The sequence below is a fragment of the Cryomorpha ignava genome, assembly GCF_010686655.1.
GTDB classification, from domain to species: Bacteria; Bacteroidota; Bacteroidia; order Flavobacteriales_D; family Cryomorphaceae; genus Cryomorpha; species Cryomorpha ignava.
Genome location: NZ_JAAGVY010000021.1, coordinates 31,894 through 58,560 on the forward strand (window position 1 = coordinate 31,894; position 26,667 = coordinate 58,560).

Here is a 26,667-nt window from a genome sequence, read left to right on the forward strand (position 1 = left end):
TAAGCTTTTGTTAGCTATTCAATAAATCAAAACTCGCTGGATAAATTTCCCTGACATCTAAAAACCAACCAGTTAGAATCGACTATTGGTACTTAGAGATGCCCGGTGATATTTAATAGAGAAATAATATTGTATTATCAAAAAGCTTTACCGGCTTGTGCTTCAATCGTCTGGAATGTTAATGTTTAGAATCAACCGCATCAGGGTTGTGTAAAGTTGGGTTAATATTAACCCTGAATTGAAACGCCTTTCTGAAATTGGGCAAATGGTGTGAGGTGAAAGTATAATTGCCCCCGCATCGTTTTCAAGGAAACGAAAATTCATACGCTACTGACCATAGCACAACATTTCAATATCCCCAAAAAATTCAAATTTCCAATGCTTGTATACTAAATCGACCATTTATAAAGTTTGATTTATAATGCAAGTCATTGCATACCAATCAAGTTTATAACCAGCTGATAAAATTCTGTTTTGAAAGTTGAGATCTTAACTGTGTAGTGTACTTTAGTGGGCTGCACACAGTGCACACCTTAACAACAGATTATCTATGTCAGCTGCCCGCTTCATCCGAATTTCTCTCGTCGCCTTTTTGTCAATTTATCTGGTTGGTTGCTCCGACCCTGAAGAGAAAATTGAAACCAATCCCGCTTTTGGAGAGTTTATATTTGCTTATACATCCGGGGTGATTTCTTCCAATGATCCCATTTTGATTCAACTAGCACAGCCTTATAGTGGCAGCATGAGTGCCGATGATGCGCTACCTGACAACCTGTTTTCATTTGAACCCAAAATTGAAGGAAAAGCGATATGGCTTAATGAATCGACATTGAAGTTTTTACCCAACGAAAAGCTTCCGGGCAATACCAACTATCTCGGAAAGCTCGACTTATCGACACTGATGGATGTGCCGAAAGATATGAAGACATTCAAATTTCAGTTTCAAACCATCAAGCAGGATATGAGCGTGTATGTTGATGGGCTTGATGCCTACTCTCCTACTGATCTTACGCGGGTGATGCTGAAAGGAAAAATTCACACTGCAGATATCATTGAAACAGAACAAATAAAAAAAGCCATTTCGGTAAAGCAGGGCGACAAAGACCTGGGATTTACATTGATTTCTGAATCTGACAGAATCTTTGCTTTTACAGTAGAGAATATTGTGCGTGGCGATGAGCGTTCAAAAGTGAAAATACTGTGGTCGCTTGGCGGGAATGAGAAAGAAGATGCGGGTGAAAAGACCATAGAAATTCCTTCGCTTAGCGATTTTGAAGTCATGAATGTAAAAGTAGATCGGGGCGCAGAGCAGGCTGTTACAGTGTTCTTTTCAGATCCGCTTTCAGATCAGAAACTCGATGCGATTGTGAGTGTCGAAGATGTTGAAAGCCTCAAATATCTAATTGATGGAAATGCCTTGAAAATCTATCCGCAATCAAAGGTAAACGGCCATAAACTGCTTCGCATTAATGGAGCTATTAAAAATGTGGCCGACAAAAGCATGGGCAAAGAATATTCGGCATCCATTGCTTTTGAACTTGAAAAACCTGCTGTGAGATTGATTGGTGATAAATCTATTATTCCAACGCAGAAGCAAGGTCTCGTTTTCCCGTTTGAAGCTGTCTCGCTGGAAGGTGTTGACGTTTACATCACAAAAATATTTTCGAATAATATATTGCAGTATCTCCAATCGGCCGAAATGGGCGAAAGCTATTATCTAAACCGTGTGGGCCGCCATATTTACCGCAAGCACATTAATTTGCGACAAGCCGGAGGTGCCGATCTGTATTCGTGGAATCGATATTACGTAGATCTTTCGGAAGTTATAAAAGTCGATCCAGGTGCGCTTTACGAAGTTGACATTCGCTTTAAGCAAAAAGATGCCGTATATAATTGCGATGAAAATGATTCCGGAAAAGAAACCGACAATCTGAATACCGGCAATCAGGGTTGGATTAGCGATGGAACTTATTTTATAGATGATTATTGGAAAAACTACCAATATAACTGGGAAGAGCAGGAAAACCCATGCAATGCCGCCTATTACAATCGCTACACCACGAGCTCAAAACGCGTGATAATGGCCACCAATATTGGCCTCACGGCGAAAATGGGTGGCGACAAGAACCTACTTGTAGTGGTAAACGATTTGCGAACCACTACCCCATTTCAGGCGGCAACCATTAAAGTGTATGATTATCAGCAGCAGCTAATTGCTGAAACGCTTAGCGACGAAAACGGATTTGCCAACATTAAATGTATCAGAGAGCCTTTTGCAATTGTTGCCTCCAGCACAAACGATAAGGCTTACCTAAAAATCAACCAGGGCAATGCGCTTTCGCTATCAAAATTTGATGTGGCCGGTCAGCACGTTCAGGATGGAATAAAAGGATTTATTTACGGTGAGCGCGGGGTTTGGCGACCGGGCGACTCGCTGTATCTCAACTTTATACTTGAAGATACCGAACAGATATTGCCAAAGGCACACCCCGTAGAAATGGAACTTTACAATCCACTGGGGCAACTCGTAACCCGAATTGTGAAAACCAAAAGTGTAAATGGATTTTACGATTTTAGAACGGCGACAAATAGCGAAGCACCAACCGGAGACTACCGGATGAATATTTCTGTGGGTAACAGATCATTTAACAAGAGTATAAAAATTGAAACCGTTAAGCCCAATCGGTTAAAAATCAGTTTTGAATTTGACGATGTGCAGGCCAACGCCAAAAATCTAAAAGGAGTGCTGGAAGCCAAATGGCTGCACGGAGCAACAGCTTCAAACCTTACGGCAGATGTTACCATGTCTCTCCGAGGAATGAAAACAACCATTAAGGGATTTGAAAAATATCATTTTGACAATAATATTCGCGAAGGTTTTAGTACAGAATCTACAGAGATATTTGATGGGAAACTAAATGCCGAAGGGAAAGCCAATCTGAATATAGATATGGGCGACAAAACCCAAAATGCTCCCGGAATGCTCAAAGCGTCTTTCAGTACAAAAGTTTATGAGCCGGGCGGCAATTTCAGCGTTGATTATCACAGCATCAATTACGCTCCATACAACAGTTTTGCGGGTATGGAACTTCCCGAAAGCAATATGTGGGGAAATGCACTTGAAACCGATCAGGAACATGAGATCAAGCTGGTATCTGTTGATGCGAAAGGAAAACCAACCGACAGAAAAGAACTGCTTGTAAAAGTATTTCGAATAGATAACTATTGGTGGTATGACAGCTACAACGGAAACACATACAATTACCTGAATAGTAGCTATTACCAAGAGATAAGATCAGAAAAAGTGGCCCTTACCAAGGGTCGTGGAACATATAATATCACGATTCCGGAGCGCAGCTGGGGGCGCTATTTGATTCATATTGAAGACCCGGTAAGCGGACATACTTCGGCACAGTTTGTTTATTTCGACTGGCCGTATTGGATGCGTGCAAACAGAACAAATAGCGAAGCGGCAACCATTCTTGGTTTTAGCAGCGATAAAGACAATTACAATGTTGGCGAAAGCGTAAAACTCACCTTTCCGAGTCCTGAAATTGGTCGCGCACTTATTTGCATTGAAAACGGAACAAAGATTTTAGAGAAATACTGGGTTGAAACCAAGGCGGGCGAAACCAAGTTTGAATTTACAACCACAGCTGCCATGTCGCCAAATGTTTTTGCGCATATCAGTTTGCTTCAACCCCATTCACAAACGGTGAACGACCGGCCTATACGGATGTATGGAGTGATTCCCATTCCCGTAGAAAATCCGCAATCGCGCTTAAAACCCGAGATTATTGCGGCTGAAGTACTGCGCCCCGAAACAACTGCAAAAATTGGAGTAAAAGAAACAGATGGCAAACCAATGACTTACACCCTTGCTGTTGTTGATGAAGGATTGCTCGGCTTAACCCGTTTTAAAACGCCCAATCCGTGGGATGCTTTTTACGCTCGCGAGGCACTTGGTGTGCAAACCTGGGATATGTACGATGAGGTTATTGGCGCTTTGGCCGATGGCGATGGAAATGTATTGAGCATTGGTGGTGACGAGGAAGCTGTAGATCCGGGCAAGCAAAAGGCAATTCGCTTTAAACCGGTGGTGCGATTTCTCGGCCCTTTCAACCTCGAAGCCGGAAAAACAGCCAATCACGAAATTTCAATTCCAAACTACATTGGCGCGGTGCGCATAATGGTTGTGGCCGGTCGCGATAAAGCCTATGGAAATGCAGAGAAAGAAGTTCCGGTTCGCAGCCCGGTGATGGTGCTGGGCACGCTTCCACGGGTTTTGGGCCCCAATGAGCGCGTTTCCCTTCCGGTAAATGTCTTTGCAATGGAAGATCAGATAAAAGATGTAACCGTAACTGTAACAACCAATGATTTGGTGACCCTTACGGGAAATAAAACCCAAAAATTGCACTTTGATAAAACCGGCGACGATCTGGTATTTTTTGATTTAACCACTTCTCGTAAAACGGGAATTGGAAAGATCAGCATCGAAGCCAAAAGCGGAAAAGAAGTGTCTCGGTATGAAGTAGAGATTGATGTTAGAGCTTCTAATCCACTCTACACCACAGTGCGCGATACTGTAATTGCTCCCGGAGAAACATGGAATGCCAATTACGCTCTTTTCGGGGTAGATGAAACCAATAAGGCAGTGATAGAGCTCTCTAAACTACCTGCGTTAAATCTTGAAAAACGATTGGAGTTTCTGATTCAGTATCCACATGGATGTATTGAGCAGATTACTTCAGGTGTTTTCCCGCAAATATATCTGGGCAAGATGATTGACTTATCAAGCAGCCAAAAGATTGAAATTGAGGACAATGTAAAAGTTGTACTTCGGGCTTACCGCAATTTTCAGCGGCCCGGCGGCGGATTATCCTATTGGCCCGGTGCGAGAAGCGAAAATGATTGGGGTACTAACTATGCCGGACACTTTATGCTCGAAGCCGAAAAGCAGGGGTATGCCCTACCCGCCGGACTTAAAGCGCAATGGATAAAGTATCAGAAATCTGCTTCACGCAAATGGAACAGCAATGAGTACAGAAGCCGCGATTATGAGCAGCGCATTCAGTCTTACCGACTTTTTACGCTCGCATTGGCCGGAGAGCCTGATTATGGTTCTATGAATGTGCTCAAGGCACAATCAACGCTCAATATTTCAGCGCGATGGATGTTGGCTTTGGCATACACTACTGCCGGCCAGCCCGAAGTAGCCAAAAATCTCGTAGAAGGCCAGGTTCGCGATATTCCAAACTATACCGAGCTATCCTATTCTTATGGCTCGGGCTTGCGGGATGAAGGCTTTGTACTTCAAACACTGGTGGCCCTTAATATGAAAACAGATGCAGCTATGGTGGCACGCCACATTGCAGAGCGCATGGGCAGCGACCGCTGGTACAGCACCCAAACTGTGGCGTACAGCCTTGGGGCACTCGCCTTATACATGGGCAATACGAAAGATAGCGGCTTGAAAACCACCATTTCCGGAAACGGGAAACCAAAGGAAATAAATACCGGCAAAGATTTGATTCAGGAAATCCTTACTGTGAATGGTGAGAAAGGGAATGTCACAGCGCAGAATAACTCAAATGAAAATATGTTTGCGCGTTTGCTGATTTCGGGCAAGCCGATAGAAGGCAAGGAAGCGCGAATAGCGAGCAATTTGCGGATGGAGATAAAATATCTGGACGCAAATCACAACCCGATTGATGTTTCAAAACTGAAAATGGGCATCGATTTTATTGCAGATGTTACCATTATTAACCCTGGAACTCGCGGTCGATATCAGGAAATGGCGCTGACTCAAATTTTCCCATCAGGTTGGGAAATTCTGAACCCGCGCATGAGTGATGCCAACGATGCAAGCGGTGCAACTCCTACTTATCAGGATATTCGTGACGATAGCGTACTGTCGTATTTTGATTTGGGAACTGGCGATAGAATAAAGTTTAAAATACGGTTGAATGCTACGTATCAGGGACGTTTTTATATGCCAGCTATAAAGTGCCATGCCATGTATGATGAGTCTATTATTGCTATTGAGCCGGGTAAATGGATTGAGGTGGTTAAGTGATTAGGATTGTGATTGAGACCTTCCAGGTTTATTCATTCGTGTCTATTTTTTAAGGAATTAATCATGATTACTATTCTTTTTTTGGTATTCGTGAGGACTATGTCGTTCAAGAGATCGCTACGCTAAGTTTGAAAACCTGGCAGGTCTTTAACGAAATATTTTAATTTTTGGAATAAACTTAGGGGTTTGACTTATTTGAATTTTGAACCCATTTGCAAAAGCTTATGCCGAATGTGATATCTAATTGTATTTTTGGAAATTAACGCAACAAATTATTAAATCAATTCAAAAAAATGGGAAAAGGAGCAATAATTACCATCCTGGTCATCGTAGGAATTATAGCAGCCGTTGGGCTTGTAGCAGGTGCAGTACTGCAATTGATGCAAGCAGTAATCGGGTTTGTGGTGTGGGCAGTAGTCATTTTGGCCATCTATTTTATTATAAAATCAAAAGTGGATTAGTGTAAATTCATGTCCGTTCGCCGCAGAATAAGCATTGCCTTGGCCGCCATTTTTTTGGCAATTGGCATATGGTGGTTGTTTTGCCTTCCGGCGAATTTATTTGATAAACCTTTGAGCACCATCGTGCTCGATAGAACCGGACAGTTGATTGGTGCGCGAATTGCCGATGATGGACAGTGGCGATTTCCGGAAACGGATACTGTTCCCGTGAAATTTGCAGCCTGCATTACAACTTATGAAGACGGCGGTTTTTACAGTCACCCGGGCATAAGCCCTGGAGCTATGTTGCGCGCTGCATGGCAGAATGTAAATCGTGGTGGCGTAGTGAGCGGAGCCAGCACAATTACAATGCAGATCATGCGGATGTCGAGAAGTCCTAAACCCAGATCGATATGGCAAAAACTAATTGAAATCAGCTGGGCAACGCGAGCAGAATGGCGCTATTCTAAAGATGAAATTCTCAATTTATATGCATCCAATGCTCCGTTTGGTGGAAATGTAGTAGGCCTTGATGCGGCAGCCTGGCGGTATTTTAATAAGCCTGCTTATGCCCTGTCGTGGTCAGAAAGTGCCGTGCTTGCTGTATTGCCAAATGCGCCGGGAATGATCTATCCGGGACGAAATCCCGCAGAGCTTTTGCGAAAGCGAAATGGATTACTCAAAGATTTGCGCGAAAATGAGATTATTAGCGACGAAGATTACAGCCTCGCGCTGCTCGAAGATTTGCCGTCCACTCCCCTTCCACTACCTGAAAATGCACGGCATCTTCTCGCCACAGCCGCTAAAACAAAAGATGGTCAGCGCATTGAATTGACCATAAAAAGCAGATTGCAAAACGATGCCACAGATATTCTGAATCGGCGACTTGACGACCTGCGCAGAAATCACATTAACAATGGGGCTCTCCTGATTTCAGACACAGAAACAGGCGAAATACTCGCTTATGTAGGCAATGGGAAACCTTTTGAAGACAATGATGGAACGGCTAATGACATGATTATGACTCCTCGAAGTTCGGGATCTATTCTCAAGCCTTTTCTTTTTGGCGCCATGATAGAAAGCGGCGTTCTGACACCCCGTCAGCTCGTACCCGATATTCCAACTCAATACTCTGGATTTTCGCCAAAAAACTACGATGAATCGTATAGCGGCGCAGTGCCTGCTGAAGAAGCACTCGCCAGGTCGCTTAATATTCCTGCGGTGAGAATGCTGCGCGATTATGGTATTCCAAATTTTCATAAAACGCTGAATGAAATTGGATTTACGACAATTACTAAAAGCCCTGGGCATTACGGATTAAGTTTGATATTGGGTGGTGCAGAAGTTACCCTCTGGGATTTGGTAAACGCATACCGGATGATGGGAAATACGTTAAACCGATATCCATCGCACCCGCCTTTTATTTCTATTGGCTACAGCCTAAACCAGCGAGATACATTGCCAAAATATTCTATAGATGCCGGTGCCTGCTATTCCACTGCCGACGCGATGGCTATGGTAACCCGACCGGATGAACGTGCAAGCTGGGAAGTTTTTGGCGGATCTGAAAAAATAGCCTGGAAAACTGGGACAAGCTATGGTTTTAGAGATGCTTGGGCGGTGGGCATTACTGCCAAATACACGGTAGGCGTTTGGGTGGGAAATGCCAGTGGTGAAGGCCGTCCGGGGATTACGGGGCTGAATGCTGCCGCACCTGTAATGTTCGATATTTTTAACATCCTTCCAGATACACGGTGGTTTATGCAACCCACAGCTGAATTTGCTCTGGCCAATATGTGCGCGCGCAGTGGAATGCGTGCATCTAATATTTGTGCTGATATACGGAGCGAGCAAATACCAAAAACTTGTCTTGAAACTCCGGCGTGCAACTATTGCGAATGGGTACACGTAGATGAAAATGAAGAATATAGAGTAAATACTGATTGCTATCCCCAGTCTAAAATTCATACGAAATCATGGTTTTTGCTGCCTCCGCTCGAAGCCTGGTATTATCAGCGATACAATGCAGATTACACGAGATTGCCAGACTGGAAGGCGGATTGCAATCCCCAAAAATCTGGAAATGTGATGCGTATGATTTACCCACGTGAAGAATCGAGTGTATTCATTCCGAGAGAATTAGGCGGTGAAAAAGAAAAAATTGTGTTAAAAGCAGCACATACGCGGCCAAATGCCGTAATTTACTGGCATATAAATGATGAATATATTGGAGTGACTTCAGGTTTTCATCAAATGGAGATACAGGTGCCTACCGGTTCATATCGCCTGCTGATGGTAGATAATACCGGAGAAACGCTAATTACAAACATTAAAGTAGAGACCAAGTAGTGTCTGTCCATAAAGTCCAATAGCTGCGTTACGCTCGCCGCTTGAAATCCTCATTTACAAGAGTAAACTGCGGTTTCAAGCGACTTCGCAAGCCTTGCAACCACAGGGCGCCCGTATGGGCTCTTGAACTTTTTGAACCAGACACGCGAGTGAACTAAGCCTAGCGATCTCATGACCGCAGGGAATAATTGACAAACTCTAAGAAGATTGAAAAAAAAGATTGGGAAAATACTGAAATTCGTGTTGCTGCCGCTATTTATTGCCGGCCTGATGCTTATTTTGATTTCGAATAAACTGGTGAGCAATGAATCTAAAGATTGTTATACATCAGTCACAGAAATTCCCGAAAGCGATGTTGCTCTTTTACTTGGCACTGCAAAATACCGTAAAAATGGCGGTAGGAATCTTTATTATCGATACCGAATGGAGGCCGCCGTAAAATTGTTTAAAGCCGGAAAGGTAAAAGCGATTATTTGCAGTGGCGACAATGCCACAAGATACTACGATGAGCCAAGCACAATGAAGGCCGACCTGGTAAAAATGGGCGTTCCGGCATCGCTCATTTACCTCGACTTCGCAGGTTTTCGCACGCTCGATTCAGTGGTGCGATCTAAAGAAATATTTTCGCAAACAAGTATAACGGTTGTCTCGCAATCCTTTCACAATGAGCGCGCTTTGTACATTGCCTACCACAAGGGTATTAAGGCTATCGGCTTTAATGCCCAGGATGTAACGCGATCTTATGGTCTCAAAACACAAGCTCGCGAGTTTCTGGCGCGTGTAAAGACCATATTAGATATCCATTTTCTAAACACAGAACCCAAGTTTTTGGGTGAAAAAATCCGAATTAATTTTTAAGTTTTAACGAGGTGATCGCTGAGTAAGTAACGGATTGTGGTGATAGAACTTTTTAGTGTTTTATACGTGACAATGAGTCAGCTCATGAAACCAATCTGTAGCGCGCTGGCTTAAAGGTCACTAAATGGTAGATGCATATTTCTAATCATCAATGGCCTTGGTTTAAGATATTTTAACCATCTTTCGCCTCCTGAATTTAGAACAAGATTTAATATGATTAAATGGATAACGATAATACTCGCTCTTAGTTTTTCTTATCAATTGAAAGCTGAACATATAACCGGTGGCGATTTTAGTATACAGCATGTAGACGGAAATACTTTTGAAGGCCTGCTCACACTTTACCGCGACTGCAATTCGAGTGGAGCAGAACTGGATCAGAATGTGATAATAACGGTAAGGGACTTGCTGACCGACGAACACTTCACCGATCTGGATTTTACTTTTATCGGTTTTACAGACTATGAAGCAGAACTTGGGAATTCTTGCTTTGTACCGGATATCTGCCTGCAAGTGGGTAATTATTCCGCTGTTTTTACTTTACCCGACAATCCAAATGGATACTACCTAACAAAAGAGCGTTGCTGTAGAAACAATGCATCAAATAATCTTGCCGGATTTAATTTAGGTTTTGTTTTCACCGTAGATGTGCCCGATCCTGCTCTTGAAAATTCAAGTCCCCTTTTTAATCCTTTTCCCACCGACGCCTATTTTTGCATTAATGGAAATAACTTTATTGATTTTGGTGCATTCGATGCAGATGACGATTCGCTTGTTTACAGTTTAACTGAACCTCTTAGAGGTTCTACCGATGACTTTAATGCCAACCCAGCTATAGCTTCTGCCAAGCCTTTTGCGCAGGTTCCATGGGCTGCCGGCTTCTCTACCGACAATCAGGTAGGAGGTGCCGTGCCAATGACTATAAATCCGGTAACCGGACTAGTAACTGCTCAGCCTACCCAACTTGGTATATTTACTGTAGCCGTAAAAGTTGAAGAATACCGCGATGGTATAAAAATCGGAGAAATTCGACGCGAGTTACAGCTGGCCAGCACAATCTGCGCAATGGATATGCCATCCGAAATAACCACACCAAACAATGATACGATTTTCGATGTTTATGCCAATACGGTGTTTTGTATAGACATTACAGCAACCGATCCTAATTTGGGAGATACTTTGTTTCTGGAAGCCGGCGGCGAACTTTTTGATGGCAGCGTTGAACCTGGCGCATTATTCCCTCCTGTAGATAGTTTTTCTACTGTAACCGGTGAGTTTTGCTGGTCGCCAATCTGCACGAATGTGCAAGATGAGCCTTATTTGGTAACCTTTACAGCCTTTAGCCGAGGCTGTGCCAATGAAGTGCTCGTTACTACCCAAGACATTTACATCAATGTAATTCTCGCAGTAGATGAACCTACCCAATTAGCGCAGCCTTCTACGCCAAATGGGCCGGGAGCAGCGATTATCGATCTTTACGACCCATCTACCCATTGTTTTGATTTTCAATTCATTGATCCAAACATAGCGGATTCACTTAACGTGATAGCCAGTTCAGATCTGTTTTTACGCGATGAGGTAACGATAGAGCCTTTTGGCAATGATCAGGGTCAAATATCTCTGCCATTTTGCTGGGATGTGGCTTGCGCCGATGTGCGCGACGAACCATATTTCGTAGATTTTCAGGTAGTAGCCACCAACTGCGAAGTGAATGATACAACCACTTTTTCGGTGCCGATTTTTGTTATCGTTCAAGACGATGAACCGACGGTTTTTGCACAGCCGGCACAGCAAATTTATTTTGAATTTTATTCAGCCAGTTCACTCTCAATTCCTATTATAGTAACCGATGCTAATTATTTCGATACCTTAAATGTTACTGCATCTTCACCTATTTTCTCCCTTCCGCGAAGTGCGGCTACCATATCTGATAGTCTTTTCGGAAATTCAATCGTGCAAGGCCAGATAGATTGGACGCCGAGCTGCAGGGATGTACGCCCGGAGCCTTACGTAATTACATTTCAGGCTACTGCCAATAGCTGTAAAACTGCGAAGGTTGTAGACTATACGGTTGAAATATTCCTTACACTGCCCCCAGAAAATTCGGCGTCAATAAGCATGCCTTCTGATGGTGCATATTATGAATATTACATTGGCGATGAGCCCGTTGATATTGACGTTTTAGGTTCTGACCCTGATCCGTATGACACCCTCTTGCTCCAATATGCGGGATCGGTAAACAGTGCTTTACAGACTTCTCCAACATTTGAAACACAGGGAATTACTGAGACCTCAGTTGGAAAATTCACCTGGGCTCCAGCTTGCGCTGATGTTTTAGACACACCGTATGAAGTTGTTTTCGCTCTCTTGTCCTCAAGTTGCCAGAAATTGAATGCAGTTTCAGTATCGGTAAATATTCTGGTTACAACACCTACAAAAGGAATTATCGAACCCATTGCAAATATTATTACGCCAAATGGTGATGGACGAAACGACATGTGGACAATCGAGAATAAGGATGATCCATGCTTGCTAGGTTTCAAAGCAATGGTTTGGGATCGCTGGGGCAAGGAAGTCTTTACGACTCAAGACCCTGCCTTTGTGTGGCCGGGAACTTATGGGAATGACAGCGAAGCAAAAACAGGTACCTATTTCCAGACGATCGAATTCATTTACAAAGAAACGAAGGAATCCTTTACGGGGACTATTGAGGTGATGAAATAGTCGCGAGTCAGTTAGTCGCGAGTCTCTAGTCGCGAGTCTCGAGAATGAGTCGCAAAGCTTGGCCGTTATTGGGTGCTTTATCAGAAGTTTGCTCCACCGATTGCTTGGGTAGATAAACTTTAGACTTGAAAGTTTCTAGACTTACGACCAATGGGAGTCTGCACACTGAGTGATTCCTTAGGGGTTGATGAGCGGTAGGCTATCATAGCGAGGTTTACCCCGTACTTTTGGTGTGTTCTCTTTACTGAAAGGACTCCGTACGGATGACCGTAGCGAATAAATGTAGCAGCGATATGAAGGCTGCATTTACCGAAATCGTAAACCAAATCTAAACATAAAATAAATATGCAAAATTAAAACATATCAATATCTTTGCCGAAATCTAACTAAAAACCTTATGAAAAAAGTAACTTTCTCTGCAGTAGCAGCATTAATGCTAGCTTTTGCATTTACGTCATGTGAGAAGTATGACGTTTCTGAACCACTTGAATTATCATCGCTACGCACCGTAACCATTAAAGGTGATATGTATGCTCAATTAGACAAAACAAACAGCAATCTAGAAATGGCGCCAGCGGATTTAAAAGTAACCGTAGCTATTCCGCTTTCAGATTATAATCCGAACAATTCCTCTGGTGGAAAGCACTTTGTAACAACCCAAACTGATGAGAATGGTAAATTCTCAATTCAAGTGCCTGTTGTATCGAGCGGAATTAATGCCAGAATTTCTTTTGAAAGCTTCACCGCTACAGTTCTTGAAGAAATTGGACTAACTGAAGTTTCTGAAAACACATCTCATTTCGAGCTTGCAGATAAAACTATTTCTGGTTTGGGATCAGGTAATTCTCAAGAGCTTATTGATTTAGGATCTTTAGAATACATGGTTACTTCTACAGATCCCAATGCAGGAAGTTTTACACCTTCAACATCTATCACCTATGCAGGTAATCTTACTTACGAAATTAAGCTTAGAGAAGGTGTGAATCAACCGGATACCTTAATCTACGCACCAATTCCTGAAGGAACAAATCTACTTGTTACTATAGTTTCTTTAAATGAGTTTGGAGATAAAGAGTTCCAGCAAACCAAAACTGTAACTACAACTGCTAACGGAAATTATCAAATAGATGTGCCACTGGTTCAAAATGGAACTGCTTCCATAGAGGTGAGTAGTACAGAAATCCTTCAATTCGAAAATGAAATTCTTGATGAGAACTATTTGTACATCTATAATTTGAACATTGTTGATAATCTGTACTTTATTAATTACACAAATAAAGATTATCAATATTCGCAGGACACCTTTCTACAAGAGGTAGAATAATTAACTTTTTTGTACTAAAATATAAATAATATAAAAGATGAAAAAGTTTATAATAATAAGTGTGTCTCTTTTCCTGGCGTCACCAATGGTATTTGGTCAGGACGACAAAACAGATTATTCGCAGTTGTTTCCCGAAGCAGGCGATTTTTCTTTAGGCTTAGATATGTCTAATGTCATTCAATTTATTGGAAATAGCTTTAGCGCTAATGGCGAGTCTAACTTTCCTAACAATAGCTTGGTTGAGCCGTCAACGACCTCTGTATCAGTGCGCCCTACGATATATGGGAGATATTTCTTAACAGATGATATGGCGATTAGGCTACGTCTCGGACTTGGCGTAAACAATACAACTTCACGTGTTTTTGTATATGATGATGTTGCCAATATGGACAATCCATTAAATGACGACCCATTAACTTACGATAAGACAGTTGATGAATATAAACAAAGGAACAGTCAGGTTGAGCTAGGAATAGGATTAGAGCGAAGAAAGAACTTGTGGAGAATGCAAGGCTATGGTGGAGCTGAAGTTTTTGGAGCATTTATCTACAATAGTTCATCATATACTTATGGCAATGCCATGAGCGCAACTAACCAAACTCCAACGACTTATAACTTTGTGACCGACATGGTTCAAAATCCAACGCATAGAACTTTGGAAACCACTGGCGGGAATGTAATTCGCTATGGTGGAGGTCTTTACGCCGGAGCCGATTTCTTTATTACTAAAAATATTTCGATGGGTGTAGAATATAATCTTTTCTTCTTTGGAAGTTTTACTACCGAGGAGACTGGAATTATTGAAACATATAAATTAGACCAGGTGTATTCAGGTGAAACAAAATTAACGCCTACGAATACGGGCTTTCAAACAGCGCAACTTGGAACATTTAACATCAATATATATTTCTAAGAAGAATAAAAAGTAGTAATAATTTCTTGAGGCTGTTCATTTGAACAGCCTCTTTTTTTACTCTATTTCACAACAAAAAAGGAATTCCTTTAGGCACTTTGTAAATTACTTACTCGATTGTTAACGGTCTTAAACAAAACCCTCATGATACCCGTGCAAAAACTCACTCTATCCGCAATCTCATAATCAGAACAACCCAAATATAAACTCACAAGCCAACAGCATTGATTCATAAACCGCTTTTGTTGTAACACCATCTTACAAACTAAATACAACATGGCTTATGATGCCGGGCAAGCAACTCGGTTATATCGCTTCGCTTCGTAAGTTGCGCTGCTGCGGAATACGTAATGCAGTTATTATGAAGCGTGTCATATCAATATTATTTAGCCGGTGTAATCATTATATGCGCTCTAGGCGTACCGGGATCCATAAGCCAAGGCATTCCGGCCACAGATGGCTTGTCTGATATTCCCGTAGATTCGGGTGTGGCAAATGGCATGTAAATAACATACCTCAGATCGCCTTCAGTTATGTCTCCGGTGTTTGAATTGTGATCTTCCTCTTTGGCAGAATAGACAAAAAGCATTCCGGCTTCCGGCATTTTAATTTTTCCGGCTTTTATCTCTTCACTGCGTATTTCACGTGTTTCGGTAGTTGATTTCCCCTGAGCTGTTAGTTCTCTGCCCCGCGCCATAAAAGGTTCAAGTTCCTTGTAATAGCAAGCCGCACTTATTCCACTTTTATTCGGATTGTCTGATAAGCAAATAAGTTCATTTGTTCCAGGGCGCAAAACAATAAGACCTCCGTCCTGATCGTAACCATAAATCATGGCTCCCTCTTTTTTATCGTCAGGAGCTGCGTATAACGCAGTTCTGACTTGAGCCTCTTTGGAAGGGATTTTAACTTCTTTGGTAGAATCCTGAGCTGATACAGAAATGAAAAATGTACTTACACACAAACTTAAAAATACCTTATTCAACATAACTTCCGATTTTTTCGTTTATAAATCACGAAAGATAAGCATACGTAATGAATCTTTTAGAAGACAGGTAATGCAGATTTTTGGGAACTCAATTTATTGGAGCTTAATTGCGTGCTCTTAAATTAAGCGACCAGTTGTAGCGTACAGCCATGTATCGGATAATAAACACAGTACCCATAGATATTGCCATGGCGAGTAATTCATGGTCATAAAATTTGGTGAGAAGCAAAAACACCAATCCCCCCGCGAGACAAGCTGTAGCATAAATTTCTCTTCTAAAAATAAGCGGAATTTCATTGGTTAAAACATCGCGTAATACGCCACCAAACACAGCACTAACCATTCCCATAATAAGAGCAATTGCAGGATCGAGACCGGTAGCGAGCGTGCGCTGAAGGCCGAGAATTGTAAAAAGACCAATACCGATCGTGTCAAAAACAAACAAACTTCTGCGCAACTTTACTATTCGTTTCCTGAAAAGGTATGATAAAATAAGCGCTGCAAGGATAGTCCATAGATAATTTACATCGTACATCCACCCAACCGGCGTTTGGCCTATCATAATATCTCTAAGTGTACCCCCACCGAGCGCTGTAATGAAACCAATAACTGCAGAACCCACCAAATCAAACTTATTGTCGATGGCTGTGAGCACGCCACTTGTAGCAAATACAAACACACCTATTATGTCTAATATGTACACGATATCCATGGGGCGCGAAGGTAGAAGTTCAATTTGCAATTGGCAAGGGGAATTTGCAATAGGCAACTGGCAATAGGCAACTGGCAATAGGCAACTGGCAATTGGCAATTGGCAATGGGCAATGGGCAATGGGCAATGGGCAAGGGGAATTTGCAATTTGCAATTGGCAATAACGATCTTAATTACTACTCAAATCCTTCCAATTAGATTCTAATTTTTATTCTACCGTGAGGTAAACTCCCTTTCCTGCATCCGACGAGGCTTTTCGCCGAGAGGAATGCACAAGGGCGGCAATAGGCATGGTACTTTGAGATACAGAATACTCAATACTCAATACTCAATACTAAATACTCAATACTAAATACTAAATACTCAATACTAAATACTAAATACTCAATAGCTCGGCTCACCTGCAAACTGCAATTTCAGAACTTAAATGTCATACCCAGATTGAATCCATATCCATTAACTGTATTTCGACCGGCAAAAGAATAAGAAGCCCCAATATATCCACCTAGCTTATCTGTAAATGGTCTATAATACGTTCCTCCTATTTGATTGTAATCCACACCAAGCTCTCTAAAAGTTGCCGGCGCAGGATCTCCGCGATAATCAAGTCCACCAAAGGAATATTGGTAGGCGTACCATAAATCGAAGTAGTAATTTGAAGTGGCCTTCCCTATTTTCAATCCGGCATTCATAGCTTCGGGTACGGGGCTAAACTTGTAAAGATAAGCGCCTTGCAATGTGTAAAACCAGCCACTATTTGATGCAAAATGCAAAACAGGTCTAATGTCTATCACTTTGGCTTGTTGACCCAGTGCGCTTCCTCCTTCAGTTTGATAATCAACCAGATTTGAAGAAAAACCGGCGGCCAAGCTAAGTTGAAGGCTTCCGCCGGATAGCTTGCGGTTAAGTAGTCTGTATTTTAAATAAACGCTTGCATCTTGCAGAGATTTTTCATCGTTAATTGCGAGAAATGGAAGACTTGCATAGACGTCCAGATTTTCTGTAAGTCCTACACCTGCAAAAATGCTGACGTTAACGATATTCCGCTTCAGGGCAATAAGATCGGTGCCAGCATAGAAATTCTTATTCAAAGATGCTCCTCCTCCAATACCTATTTCGGCATTGCCTTTTCCCTTATAAAACCCGTCAACAGGCCCCTGTGCAAAGGCAATAGCATTAAAAAAAACGATAGAAAAAGGGAGTAGGATTTTACGAATCATCGAGGGGTTTTATTGGATTTGTATTGTAAATGAATTCATTATACAAATGAAAATTATATTTCTCTACTGCAGGCTTACCTTATGTTTTAATCTATAAACTATCAAATCAAGCTATTCTTGTTTTGATGTCAAAACGCTTGAGAAAAGGCGATACTTAGCTCTTAATTCCCTATTATAACATCAATCCAAGAACAAAAAACCAAGAACTAAAAACTAAAAACTTAGTACTTACACATTAAATCGAAAATGCATAACATCGCCGTCTTCTACAACGTATTCCTTCCCTTCTACCCCGAGTTTACCAGCATCTTTTACCGCCGCTTCAGATCCATGCTTGATATAATCATCGTATTTTATCACTTCGGCGCGAATAAAACCTTTTTCAAAATCGGAGTGGATTACGCCTGCTGCCTGTGGAGCTGTAAATCCGGATTTTATCGTCCAGGCGCGCACTTCCTTTACTCCTGCAGTAAAATAGGTGTATAGATTCAATAGTTTATAAGCAGCCTTAATAAGCTTTGCTACACCAGCTTCTTCCAGACCCAAATCTCCTAAAAATTCCTGACGCTCTTCATAGGTTTCCAATTCAGCAATGTCGGCTTCTATTGCGGCCCCTATTACTAAGACTTCCGCATTTTCATCAGCTACAGATTTACGCACCGCATCTACGTATTTATTTCCGGTTTTTACCGAATCTTCATCCACATTGCAAACATACATAATAGGCTTATTGGTAAGCAATTGCAAGTCGCGGGCGAGAAGTTTTTCAGCCTCATTAAGCTCAACGGTACGCGCAGAGAGTGCAGATTCAAGCGCTTTTTTATAGCGTTCGAGAATTGACACCATGCTTAGAATGTTTTTATCTCCCGAACGGGCAGATTTTCCTGCTGCAATTAATCGTTTGTCAACTGTTTCCAGATCTTTCAGCTGAAGTTCGATATCTATGATTTCCTTGTCGCGTACAGGGTCAACACTTCCATCAACATGGACTATATTATCGTCATCAAAGCAACGCAAAACGTGAATTATAGCATCAGTTTCACGAATATTTCCTAGAAATTTATTTCCAAGACCCTCACCTTTGCTTGCGCCTTTTACCAGCCCGGCAATATCCACAATTTCAATGGTGGTGGGTAGTACCCGTTCAGGATGAACCAGTTCGCTCAACTTATTGAGTCGCTCATCAGGGACTGTTATCGTACCTACATTTGGTTCGATAGTACAAAACGGAAAATTTGCCGATTGCGCCTTCGCATTTGAAAGACAATTAAAAAGTGTTGATTTTCCAACATTTGGCAAACCAACAATACCACACTTTAAAGCCATTTATATGAATTTGGGCGCAAAAGTACAAAGACTTGTGATTAGTTCTATGCTTTTATAACAATGGATTGCAAATTAGGCAACTATCGTATTATTAAGCTGCCGCAGAAAGTACAGCTAATAAGATTACAACAGAGATTAATCCGATAATAAGTCCGGCTATTGCAAACCCCTGACCTTTATAAATATCTCTATTTTTCTCCACTTGCACAATACCGATTATCCCTAAAACCACTGCAGCAATTCCAAAGGGTATTCCAAGAATAAATAACGAAAGAACTCCAAAAATAAAACTCAATAGCGATACAGTGCTTAATCGCCTGGCAGAATAATAATCCTGGGGTTGATTCTGAATTTGGTTTTTATTGGAATAAAAATTCTTTTCAGATTTCAATAAAACCGACTTATCTAAAGATGCAGATGCCTCTTTAACATACTCATTCGCAAGTGTATTATCAGCTTTTGTTTTTTTCGGACGTTTTACGTCGATACTTTCAGCTTTTAATTTCGACTCTTTGGCAACCGGCTTTGCCAATACAGGCTCAATTGATTTTGATGGTAAGCTTGCCCTTAGTGAAGCGGTAAAGGTTTCTTCTGAAGTCTTTTCAATATGGACTGAATTATTATTTGAGTCAAAAGGACTCTTTATATTTACATGATAGCCTTTTTGATATTTTCGTTTTTGAATAATGCCCTTATCGGCGATAGTTTCACCCGATTTACAGGAAAAAAGTATGAGGCTTATCAAAGCAAAAAATAGAAGCCTGATATTTAATAGATTAGATATTAAAATAGAAGTTTTCATCATCTCAAGGATTTCAATTTCGGTGACCAAGGTACACAACTTATGTTAATAGAAAGAGAAATTATTAAATTCTCACCTTCAGAATTAAACCTCTTGCTCATTATTACATCCAATTAACCGAAATCTTAAAAACAATAAAAATGAAGCACCTATTTTTAATACTGCTATTTGGAGCAGCCACAGTAGCTAATGCCCAGACCAATAAGGGTAATTCCAGTGTTCAGCAATCCAGAACGGCCGAAACGATAGCTCCCGACCAACCACAAGAGTTTGCTAATGCCGAAGAGCTCGCTAAAGGTTTATCTCTTTCGAAGGAAGAAGCTGAGAGAGTCTGGTTGAAATACACAGAATACAAATCAGCTAAAAAGAACCTAATGGAGAAAAAGGGAAAAAGTATGAAACGTATTAAATCAGGTAGTGAAAAGATGAGTGATGCAGATTACGAGAGCGCATATCGAGCTGGCCTGGAAATGCAGCGTGAGCGCATAAAACTTGATGAATCATACTACAATCAATTTCTGGAAATTCTTCCCGCCTCAAAAGTTCATCAGTTATTAATGAATGAAAGAAACAATAGAAAGCACTTACGAGATATTGAGGACAAACCTGAACAAACCCGTACCAGAATCAGAGAGAGTGAATAATTTTGAGCATCATTCAGTTTTTTTTCATCATCTTTGGCAACAATAACTAATTAATCAAATTATGAAAAACATTTTTTTAGCATTCCTATTATTCGCCGGCACTACAGTGATGGCTCAAAGTGGCTCAATGAAAGCTGCACCTGATGTTTCTGCAACCAAGAGCGAATCAGTTACCAAAACTATGGGTAAGGAAGAAATTCAGAAATCGCTTGCTCTTACTGATGCTGAGGCCGATAAGGTTTGGGCTATACAACAAAAATATTGCGGTCCTGACGTGAAAGCCAGTGCAAAACAAGATGCAGCCTCTAGAAAAGAAACTGCAAGTATGGATAAGCAACACGAAGCTTATTATGCAGCACTTCTAGAAGTTATTCCTGCTAAAAAAGCAGAAAAACTAATGGAAGAATGCAAAATGACCTGCGAAATGGGCAAGGCAAAAGCCGATGCTACATCAGGTAAAGGTTGCTGTGCCGGATCGGCCGAGAAAAAATCTTGCAGCGATAAGAAAAAGTAATTTACCGCTTTTATTAAAAATTTCAAAACCCGGCATATGTCGGGTTTTTTGTTTTAGTTCTTTAACCTGAGTCGATTATTCTTTAGGATTCAAACCGTCTGTAAATTATTCGTTTCTCTCACCCTTCGGGCTCCCGTTGGTCGTGATGTCGCTTCGCTCAGTTGTGAGTTTCAACTAAAATAGCGAAGCAATAGCGGGCTATTTTTAGAAGTGTTTATTTTCAAAGGCTATAAAGAGAACGCTGCGCTTAGTTGCAAGACATTTTTAGGCAGAAAATCGCTGTGCAGAGGTGGAATGTAAAATTCTTTCCCCTTAATTCCAACATCCATCGTTGTCTTCACTCGATATAGCCCGCTATATCTTTATAAAGACGCCTTGTCTATTGAAATTTATGAAAATCTAAATTCCCTAATAATAGTTGAACTCAGGTTTTTACATAGTAAAACGATCTCGGAAATAAAATGCTGCCCCAATTCAAGTGTAACGAAACTCCAAAAGGCTATTTGCCGTAAGGAAACAATAAAGTCTGTTAAATAGAGTTTTTTCAGGGTACACATATTAAAAGTTGGTTGTTGGAATTTATATTTTCGGCGCTAACAACATGAGTCCTGCAAGACTATGTTTGTAATTTTGAAACCATATTTATGAAGCCATTTATTTCCGTATGCATTTTTACAATGCTCTCTTTTAGCCTTTCAGCTCAAGAACTGATCTCAGAAACCCATCTTGCAAACATCTACGAATTCGAAAAAGTTGTTGCTGAAACTGATGGTAAAGCAAATCTCTGGGATATAAACGACTCCCTATCTTACATTCCTGCATACGATACATATTGCTCCTGGAATTCAAAACGAGTTCATCCCTATTCTTATAATCTCACAAATATGAAAGACACGGTATTTATTCCGCTGGCTTTCGATTCGTGTAGCTTTGTGGCTCCATTTATAGGTCGTAAAACATCAGATTTCGGTGCTCGACGCTACCGCCATCATTACGGTGTAGATATTAAAGTGTATGTAGGCGACCCGATTAGTTCTGCCTTTGAAGGCGTGGTGCGGGTAGCTCATTACGACGGTGATTACGGAAAGGTTGTGGTGGTCCGCCACCCTAACGGTCTGGAAACTCTTTATGCTCATTTATCAGAATTAAAAGTGCGCGAAGGCGACTGGCTTGATGCCGGTGATATTGTAGGCCTTGGCGGTAATACGGGTCGCAGCACCGGAAGCCACTTGCATTTTGAAGTGCGGTATAAAGGCGAGCCTATTAATCCAAACGACATCATTGACTGGGAAACCGGAGAATTGCTAAGCAACGATCTTTTGCTGAATAAGCAGCATTTTGCTTATCTCAAAGAGATCAGAAAAACAAAATATTACACCATTCGAAGTGGCGATACCCTTTCGGGAATAGCGCGTAAGCAGGGCACCACGGTGAGTGCGCTCTGTAAGTTAAATGGAATACGGTCAAACACAACCTTACGTGTTGGTCGCACCCTGAGGTATAATTAGAACTTAAAAAAAGTATAAGCAGCTTTTTAGTAATGATATTTGAATTTAATTGCCTCTTCTCGAAGAGGCAATTTTTTTTATGAGCTTCATTATTCTTGAAAATTCATTTATGCAAATAAAATATGATCATGTTTTCGAAATCATTCAATTACCTTTGAAAGCTTTTTTATCTTATCAATCCATCACAATTTTAACCTTTACAAAATAGTTAGCCTTTAAATGGCCTCCAAGAAATCCACTTCTAAGAAATCTGTTTCCAAAAAGAAATCTAATCCGAAAAAGAAAAAACAGCAAAAACCCATCTGGAAAAAGATCGTCAGACTGTCAATTTATGCCATTATTTTGGGAGCTGTATTGCTCTTTGCGCTATTTGGATCTGTTTATATCGGACTTTTTGGTAAACTGCCTACGGCAGAAGATTTAAAAGACATAAAAAACGACAATGCAAGTGAAGTGTTTTCATCTGATGGCGTCGTTCTGGGTAAATATTTTGTCCAAAACCGCAGTAGCGTAAGCTACGATGATATTCCCAAGGTGGTAATAAATGCGCTAGTGGCCACCGAGGACAGTCGTTTTTTTGAGCACGAAGGCATTGATTTTTACAGTATTCCACGTGTTGTTATTAAGACAGCAATACTGGGCGATCGCACCGGGGGTGGTGGAAGCACTATTTCGCAACAGCTGGTAAAAAACCTTTTTGGACGCCAAAATTATGGCGCTCTTTCGATGCCTGTAAATAAGCTCAAGGAAAATATTACTGCCCTTAAGCTGGAAGAAACCTACAACAAGGAAGAAATCATAACACTGTATTTAAATACGGTAAGCTTTGGCGAAAACGTGTACGGTATAAAAGCGGCAGGCCAACGTTTTTTTGGTAAAAACCCGGAACAACTTTCTACAGAAGAAGCGGCTACATTAATTGGTATGCTCAAGGCAAATACGAGCTATAACCCACGTCTGCACCCCGAAAAATCGAAAGAACGCAGAAATACAGTTCTCGCTCTTATGGCGCAACAAGGAGATATAGAGCCCGATAAACTCCAGGAATTACTCGAAAAGCCGCTCACGCTCGACTATCAGAAAATGGAAGGTCAATTTGGATCTGCACCATACCTTAGAGCAATGATAGAAGGCGAGCTGAATGAGATATTGAGCAAAACTCAAAAAGAAAACAACGAACCTTATAGTCTATACTCCGATGGGCTTCGCATAGAAATTAGCATTAACAGTATTCTTCAAGCCGAAGCTGAAAAATCGGTGAGGCAAAACATGAAAAAACTTCAGGAGAGTTTTGACCAGCATTGGAAGGGAAAAGAACCATGGGCGAAATACAGGGATTTTATTTGGAATGAAGCCAAGAAATCTGAACGTTACAAACGATTGGCTGCAGCCAAAAAAACTGAGGCTGAAATCAAAGCCAACTTCAATCAGAAAACTAAACTTCTCGTATTTTCTTACGACGGTTTAAAACCGGTTGAAATGACTCCAATGGATTCTGTAGCTTATCATCAAATGATTCTCCAAACAGGTTTTCTCGCAATGGACTCGCATACGGGAGATGTGCTCGCCTATGTGGGCGGTATTGATTTCGGATATTTTCCCTACGACCATGTTTATGGAAAGCGGCAAGTAGGTTCTACTTTCAAACCTTTCGTTTATACGGCAGCACTTGAAGCGGGAATAAAACCGTGCGATTATATCGATAATGAACAACTTATATTCTCTAATTACGATGATTGGTCACCGGAGAATGCAGATGGGAAATATGGGGGCTATTATTCCGTAAAGGGCGGATTAACCTACTCGGTAAATACGGTAGCGGCGAGACTAATAAGCCAAACCGGTCCCGAACCTGTGCGCAGACTGGCTGCAAGAGCCGGAATAGAAAGTTATTTGCCAAAAGGACCTTCCATTGCCCTTGGCGTTGCCGATATTTCGCTTTTTGAAATGGTAAGAGCTTATACCATGTTCGGGAATGAAGGGAAAAGCACCAAACCTGTTTTTATAAAACGAATAAAAGCCGCGAATGGCGATGTGCTTTACGAAGCAAAACAAGCAAAGGCCAAGCCGGTACTCGACCTCTATACGGCACATGCAATGCGAAGCATGTTAGAGATGGCTGTTGACAGCGGAACCGCCCGTTCTATCAGAAGTCGATTTAATGTACGCACGCCCCTTGGGGGAAAAACGGGTACGACTCAAAACAATGCCGACGGCTGGTTTATGGCCTTATCGCCACGTGTGGTTTGCGGCGCATGGGTTGGTGGGCAATCGCCGGTGGTGAGGTTTAGAAGTACAGCTTTGGGGCAGGGTGCCGCTACAGCACTTCCTATTGTTGCTACATGGCTTAAAAATGTGGAAACAAATAAAGATGTTCCAAATATTCTGGGTCGGTCGTTTCCTGAAAATTCTATCGATCTGGAATTGGATTTGCTTTGTCCGCTATTTATTGAAAGTAGAACAGAAAACTTTCTCGAAAATCTTTTTGACAATGATCGTAAGCAAGAAAGACGTGAGATAAAGGCTAAAAGAGATAGTTCAAGTTCCGGTGCAGAGGAAGACGATGAAGGATGGATAAGAAAATTATTCGACAAGCTGAAAAAGGATTAGTAGAAGACATGTGATTTAGTAGGAGTACATCTTAATCGAAAGAAATTCTTAAATTCGGAAATGACTATCGGAGCACTTTGCCAGATGCAGAACCGGTAGCTGATAAAAAACTAATTTATGAAGAAACTCTTTAGAAACTCCGCGCTTTTTCTGGTATTCTTGCTGGGATTAATTCAATGTTTAGTCGCCCAGGAATTTGACCTTGAAACACTTCTATTCGAATTGCCTGATGTGGTTTTTAACAAGATTGAAACAGCAGAGAACTTCACGAGTACATATGAGCTTAAAATAAAACAACCCATTGATCATTCCGATTTAACAAAAGGATATTTCTTTCAACGGGTATTTCTTTCGCACAAAGGGTTTGACAGGCCAACAGTTATGATAACTGAGGGCTACGGACGTTCTAAAAACAGAATAAACGAACTGACAGAACTCATTGATGGAAATCAAATCTTAATCGAACACCGTTTTTTCGGCGAAAGCCTTCCCGATACTCTTGATTACAGTTACCTAACAATTAGTCAATTAACGGCAGATTTGCATCATATTAATACGCTGTTTAAGCGTATTTACAAAAGTAAATGGCTCGCTAGCGGAAGAAGCAAAGGCGGAGCCACTACCCTGTTTTACCGCTATTTATATCCAGAAGATGTGGACGTAAGCGTAAACTATGTTGGCCCGATAAACACCGCTTACGAAGAACCTCGGATCTATCACTTTTTAGACACTGTGGGAAGCCCGGAGTGCAGAGCCAAAATAAGATCGTTTCAGGAGTATATGCTGAAAAGACGAGATGAAATAATGCCTTTGGTTAAGGCGTATGTTCTCGGAGATCAAACAAATTTCACATATAATTCTATTGAAAAAGCTTATGAACTCGCGGTAATGGAATTCTCGTTTTCGTTTTGGCAATACGGCCACAACTGCGAAGAAATTCCAACTGAAGCTATTTCTGATTTTGATGCTCTAGAGTATTTTCTTTCTATCAGCAATATTACCTTCTTTAGCGATGAATCAATAGCGCTACTTGCTCCTCATTATTATCAATCAGCCAATGAAATGGGGTATTACGGGTTTAAAACAAGTGATTTTAAAGGATTGATCAGGGAATTGCCTACATACAAAAATTTCTACGCTGCCTTCACGCCAAACAAAATGAAAGTGCCTTTTGATGATACTTATCTGAATGAAATAAACGCCTGGCTGCCTGCTCATGGCAATAAAATCATCCACATTTATGGTACTTTAGACACCTGGTCGGCTTCGGCCGTGCCCCCGTCAGACCAAGTGGACGCAGTATGGTTTTTGATGAATGGAAAGCACCATGGAAATGCGCTTATTCAAAATATGTCTCCTGCTGAACGGAAAAAGCTAATCTCTACTTTAGAAAGGTGGTTGGATATTGATATTGAGAAGTGATTTGGTGGTGTGAATGAAGTTAAGCCGCGGGTTTTAAACCAAGCTTTTCGATTTACAGCTGTGGAGCGCGGAGCGTACACTCAGACCCGAAAGGTTTTGGAACTTTGGGGTCTGTCAAATTTGACTTCCTATTCTACGCTACAATTCGCTCTACAGCCTCAGGGCTGCTGTAGGGGAAGCAATAAAATGAAACGGAGCGGAGCAAGGTCGTCGGCTTAAATGGAGCGATCTAATTACAAC

The 26,667-nt window shown here is 41.3% G+C and carries 17 protein-coding genes; 12 read left to right on the forward strand and 5 right to left on the reverse strand.

What is annotated here, in order from left to right; all coding sequences use genetic code 11:
- Positions 1-550: 550 nt before the first annotated feature.
- The 7 genes from G3O08_RS11710 (at position 551) to G3O08_RS11740 (ending at position 14,684) form a co-directional block, all read left to right on the forward strand.
- The gene (locus G3O08_RS11710) at positions 551-6,076 is read left to right on the forward strand and encodes an alpha-2-macroglobulin family protein (RefSeq protein ID WP_163285563.1); all 5,526 of its coding nucleotides are present in this window, start codon (positions 551-553) and stop codon (positions 6,074-6,076) included.
- Positions 6,077-6,369: 293 nt separating this feature from the next.
- Entirely contained in the window at positions 6,370-6,537 is a 168-nt protein-coding gene (locus G3O08_RS11715; protein WP_163285564.1) for a hypothetical protein, read from the forward strand.
- Between the two features lie 9 nt (positions 6,538-6,546).
- Entirely contained in the window at positions 6,547-8,865 is a 2,319-nt protein-coding gene (gene pbpC, locus G3O08_RS11720; protein WP_163285565.1) for a penicillin-binding protein 1C, read from the forward strand.
- Between the two features lie 207 nt (positions 8,866-9,072).
- Complete coding sequence (locus G3O08_RS11725; protein WP_239541180.1) at positions 9,073-9,723, forward strand: SanA/YdcF family protein; 651 nt, start codon at positions 9,073-9,075, stop codon at positions 9,721-9,723.
- Positions 9,724-9,936: 213 nt separating this feature from the next.
- On the forward strand, positions 9,937-12,447 hold the full coding sequence (locus G3O08_RS11730) for a T9SS type B sorting domain-containing protein (RefSeq protein ID WP_163285566.1): 2,511 nt from the start codon (positions 9,937-9,939) through the stop codon (positions 12,445-12,447).
- 397 nt (positions 12,448-12,844) lie between these two features.
- Positions 12,845-13,771 carry a hypothetical protein gene (locus G3O08_RS11735; RefSeq protein ID WP_163285567.1) on the forward strand — a complete coding sequence of 309 codons (927 nt, stop codon included), beginning with the start codon at positions 12,845-12,847 and terminating at the stop codon, positions 13,769-13,771.
- 37 nt (positions 13,772-13,808) lie between these two features.
- Positions 13,809-14,684 carry a hypothetical protein gene (locus tag G3O08_RS11740; RefSeq protein WP_163285568.1) on the forward strand — a complete coding sequence of 292 codons (876 nt, stop codon included), beginning with the start codon at positions 13,809-13,811 and terminating at the stop codon, positions 14,682-14,684.
- Between the two features lie 382 nt (positions 14,685-15,066).
- Here G3O08_RS11740 and G3O08_RS11745 read toward each other — a convergent pair whose 3' ends face one another.
- From G3O08_RS11745 to G3O08_RS11765, 5 genes are all read right to left on the reverse strand, one after another.
- A complete protein-coding gene (locus G3O08_RS11745) occupies positions 15,067-15,669 on the reverse strand; it encodes a hypothetical protein (protein ID WP_239541183.1) in 603 nt (200 codons plus the stop codon).
- Positions 15,670-15,772: 103 nt separating this feature from the next.
- A complete protein-coding gene (locus G3O08_RS11750; protein WP_317164063.1) occupies positions 15,773-16,411 on the reverse strand; it encodes a trimeric intracellular cation channel family protein in 639 nt (212 codons plus the stop codon).
- A 386-nt stretch (positions 16,412-16,797) separates the two neighbouring features.
- Positions 16,798-17,601, reverse strand: coding sequence for a hypothetical protein (locus tag G3O08_RS11755; RefSeq protein WP_163285570.1), 804 nt, complete (start codon positions 17,599-17,601; stop codon positions 16,798-16,800).
- 228 nt (positions 17,602-17,829) lie between these two features.
- Complete coding sequence (gene ychF, locus G3O08_RS11760) at positions 17,830-18,927, reverse strand: redox-regulated ATPase YchF (RefSeq protein WP_163285571.1); 1,098 nt, start codon at positions 18,925-18,927, stop codon at positions 17,830-17,832.
- Between the two features lie 91 nt (positions 18,928-19,018).
- Positions 19,019-19,732, reverse strand: coding sequence for a DUF4190 domain-containing protein (locus tag G3O08_RS11765; protein ID WP_163285572.1), 714 nt, complete (start codon positions 19,730-19,732; stop codon positions 19,019-19,021).
- A 137-nt stretch (positions 19,733-19,869) separates the two neighbouring features.
- Between G3O08_RS11765 and G3O08_RS11770 the strand changes: the two genes are divergently transcribed.
- The 5 genes from G3O08_RS11770 (at position 19,870) to G3O08_RS11790 (ending at position 26,427) form a co-directional block, all read left to right on the forward strand.
- Positions 19,870-20,373, forward strand: a complete 504-nt coding sequence (locus G3O08_RS11770) for a hypothetical protein (protein WP_163285573.1) — start codon at positions 19,870-19,872, stop codon at positions 20,371-20,373.
- A 61-nt stretch (positions 20,374-20,434) separates the two neighbouring features.
- A complete protein-coding gene (locus tag G3O08_RS11775; protein ID WP_163285574.1) occupies positions 20,435-20,887 on the forward strand; it encodes a hypothetical protein in 453 nt (150 codons plus the stop codon).
- A 644-nt stretch (positions 20,888-21,531) separates the two neighbouring features.
- Positions 21,532-22,395, forward strand: coding sequence for a M23 family metallopeptidase (locus G3O08_RS11780; protein WP_163285575.1), 864 nt, complete (start codon positions 21,532-21,534; stop codon positions 22,393-22,395).
- Between the two features lie 219 nt (positions 22,396-22,614).
- Complete coding sequence (locus G3O08_RS11785) at positions 22,615-25,005, forward strand: transglycosylase domain-containing protein (protein ID WP_163285576.1); 2,391 nt, start codon at positions 22,615-22,617, stop codon at positions 25,003-25,005.
- A 117-nt stretch (positions 25,006-25,122) separates the two neighbouring features.
- Positions 25,123-26,427 carry a S28 family serine protease gene (locus tag G3O08_RS11790; protein ID WP_163285577.1) on the forward strand — a complete coding sequence of 435 codons (1,305 nt, stop codon included), beginning with the start codon at positions 25,123-25,125 and terminating at the stop codon, positions 26,425-26,427.
- Positions 26,428-26,667: the final 240 nt, after the last annotated feature.

Excerpts from the sequence above, each read along its gene's own strand:
- G3O08_RS11740 (WP_163285568.1), top strand. The coding sequence starts at position 13,809 with ATGAAAAAGTTTATAATAATAAGTGTGTCTCTTTTCCTGGCGTCACCA.
- G3O08_RS11755 (WP_163285570.1), bottom strand. The coding sequence starts at position 17,601 with ATGATTCGTAAAATCCTACTCCCTTTTTCTATCGTTTTTTTTAATGCT.
- G3O08_RS11770 (WP_163285573.1), top strand. The coding sequence starts at position 19,870 with ATGAAGCACCTATTTTTAATACTGCTATTTGGAGCAGCCACAGTAGCT.
- G3O08_RS11780 (WP_163285575.1), top strand. The coding sequence starts at position 21,532 with ATGAAGCCATTTATTTCCGTATGCATTTTTACAATGCTCTCTTTTAGC.
- ychF (WP_163285571.1), bottom strand. The coding sequence starts at position 18,927 with ATGGCTTTAAAGTGTGGTATTGTTGGTTTGCCAAATGTTGGAAAATCA.
- G3O08_RS11745 (WP_239541183.1), bottom strand. The coding sequence starts at position 15,669 with ATGTTGAATAAGGTATTTTTAAGTTTGTGTGTAAGTACATTTTTCATT.
- G3O08_RS11735 (WP_163285567.1), top strand. The coding sequence starts at position 12,845 with ATGAAAAAAGTAACTTTCTCTGCAGTAGCAGCATTAATGCTAGCTTTT.
- G3O08_RS11790 (WP_163285577.1), top strand. The coding sequence starts at position 25,123 with ATGAAGAAACTCTTTAGAAACTCCGCGCTTTTTCTGGTATTCTTGCTG.
- G3O08_RS11775 (WP_163285574.1), top strand. The coding sequence starts at position 20,435 with ATGAAAAACATTTTTTTAGCATTCCTATTATTCGCCGGCACTACAGTG.
- G3O08_RS11715 (WP_163285564.1), top strand. The coding sequence starts at position 6,370 with ATGGGAAAAGGAGCAATAATTACCATCCTGGTCATCGTAGGAATTATA.
- G3O08_RS11785 (WP_163285576.1), top strand. The coding sequence starts at position 22,615 with ATGGCCTCCAAGAAATCCACTTCTAAGAAATCTGTTTCCAAAAAGAAA.
- pbpC (WP_163285565.1), top strand. The coding sequence starts at position 6,547 with ATGTCCGTTCGCCGCAGAATAAGCATTGCCTTGGCCGCCATTTTTTTG.
- G3O08_RS11765 (WP_163285572.1), bottom strand. The coding sequence starts at position 19,732 with ATGATGAAAACTTCTATTTTAATATCTAATCTATTAAATATCAGGCTT.
- G3O08_RS11710 (WP_163285563.1), top strand. The coding sequence starts at position 551 with ATGTCAGCTGCCCGCTTCATCCGAATTTCTCTCGTCGCCTTTTTGTCA.
- G3O08_RS11730 (WP_163285566.1), top strand. The coding sequence starts at position 9,937 with ATGATTAAATGGATAACGATAATACTCGCTCTTAGTTTTTCTTATCAA.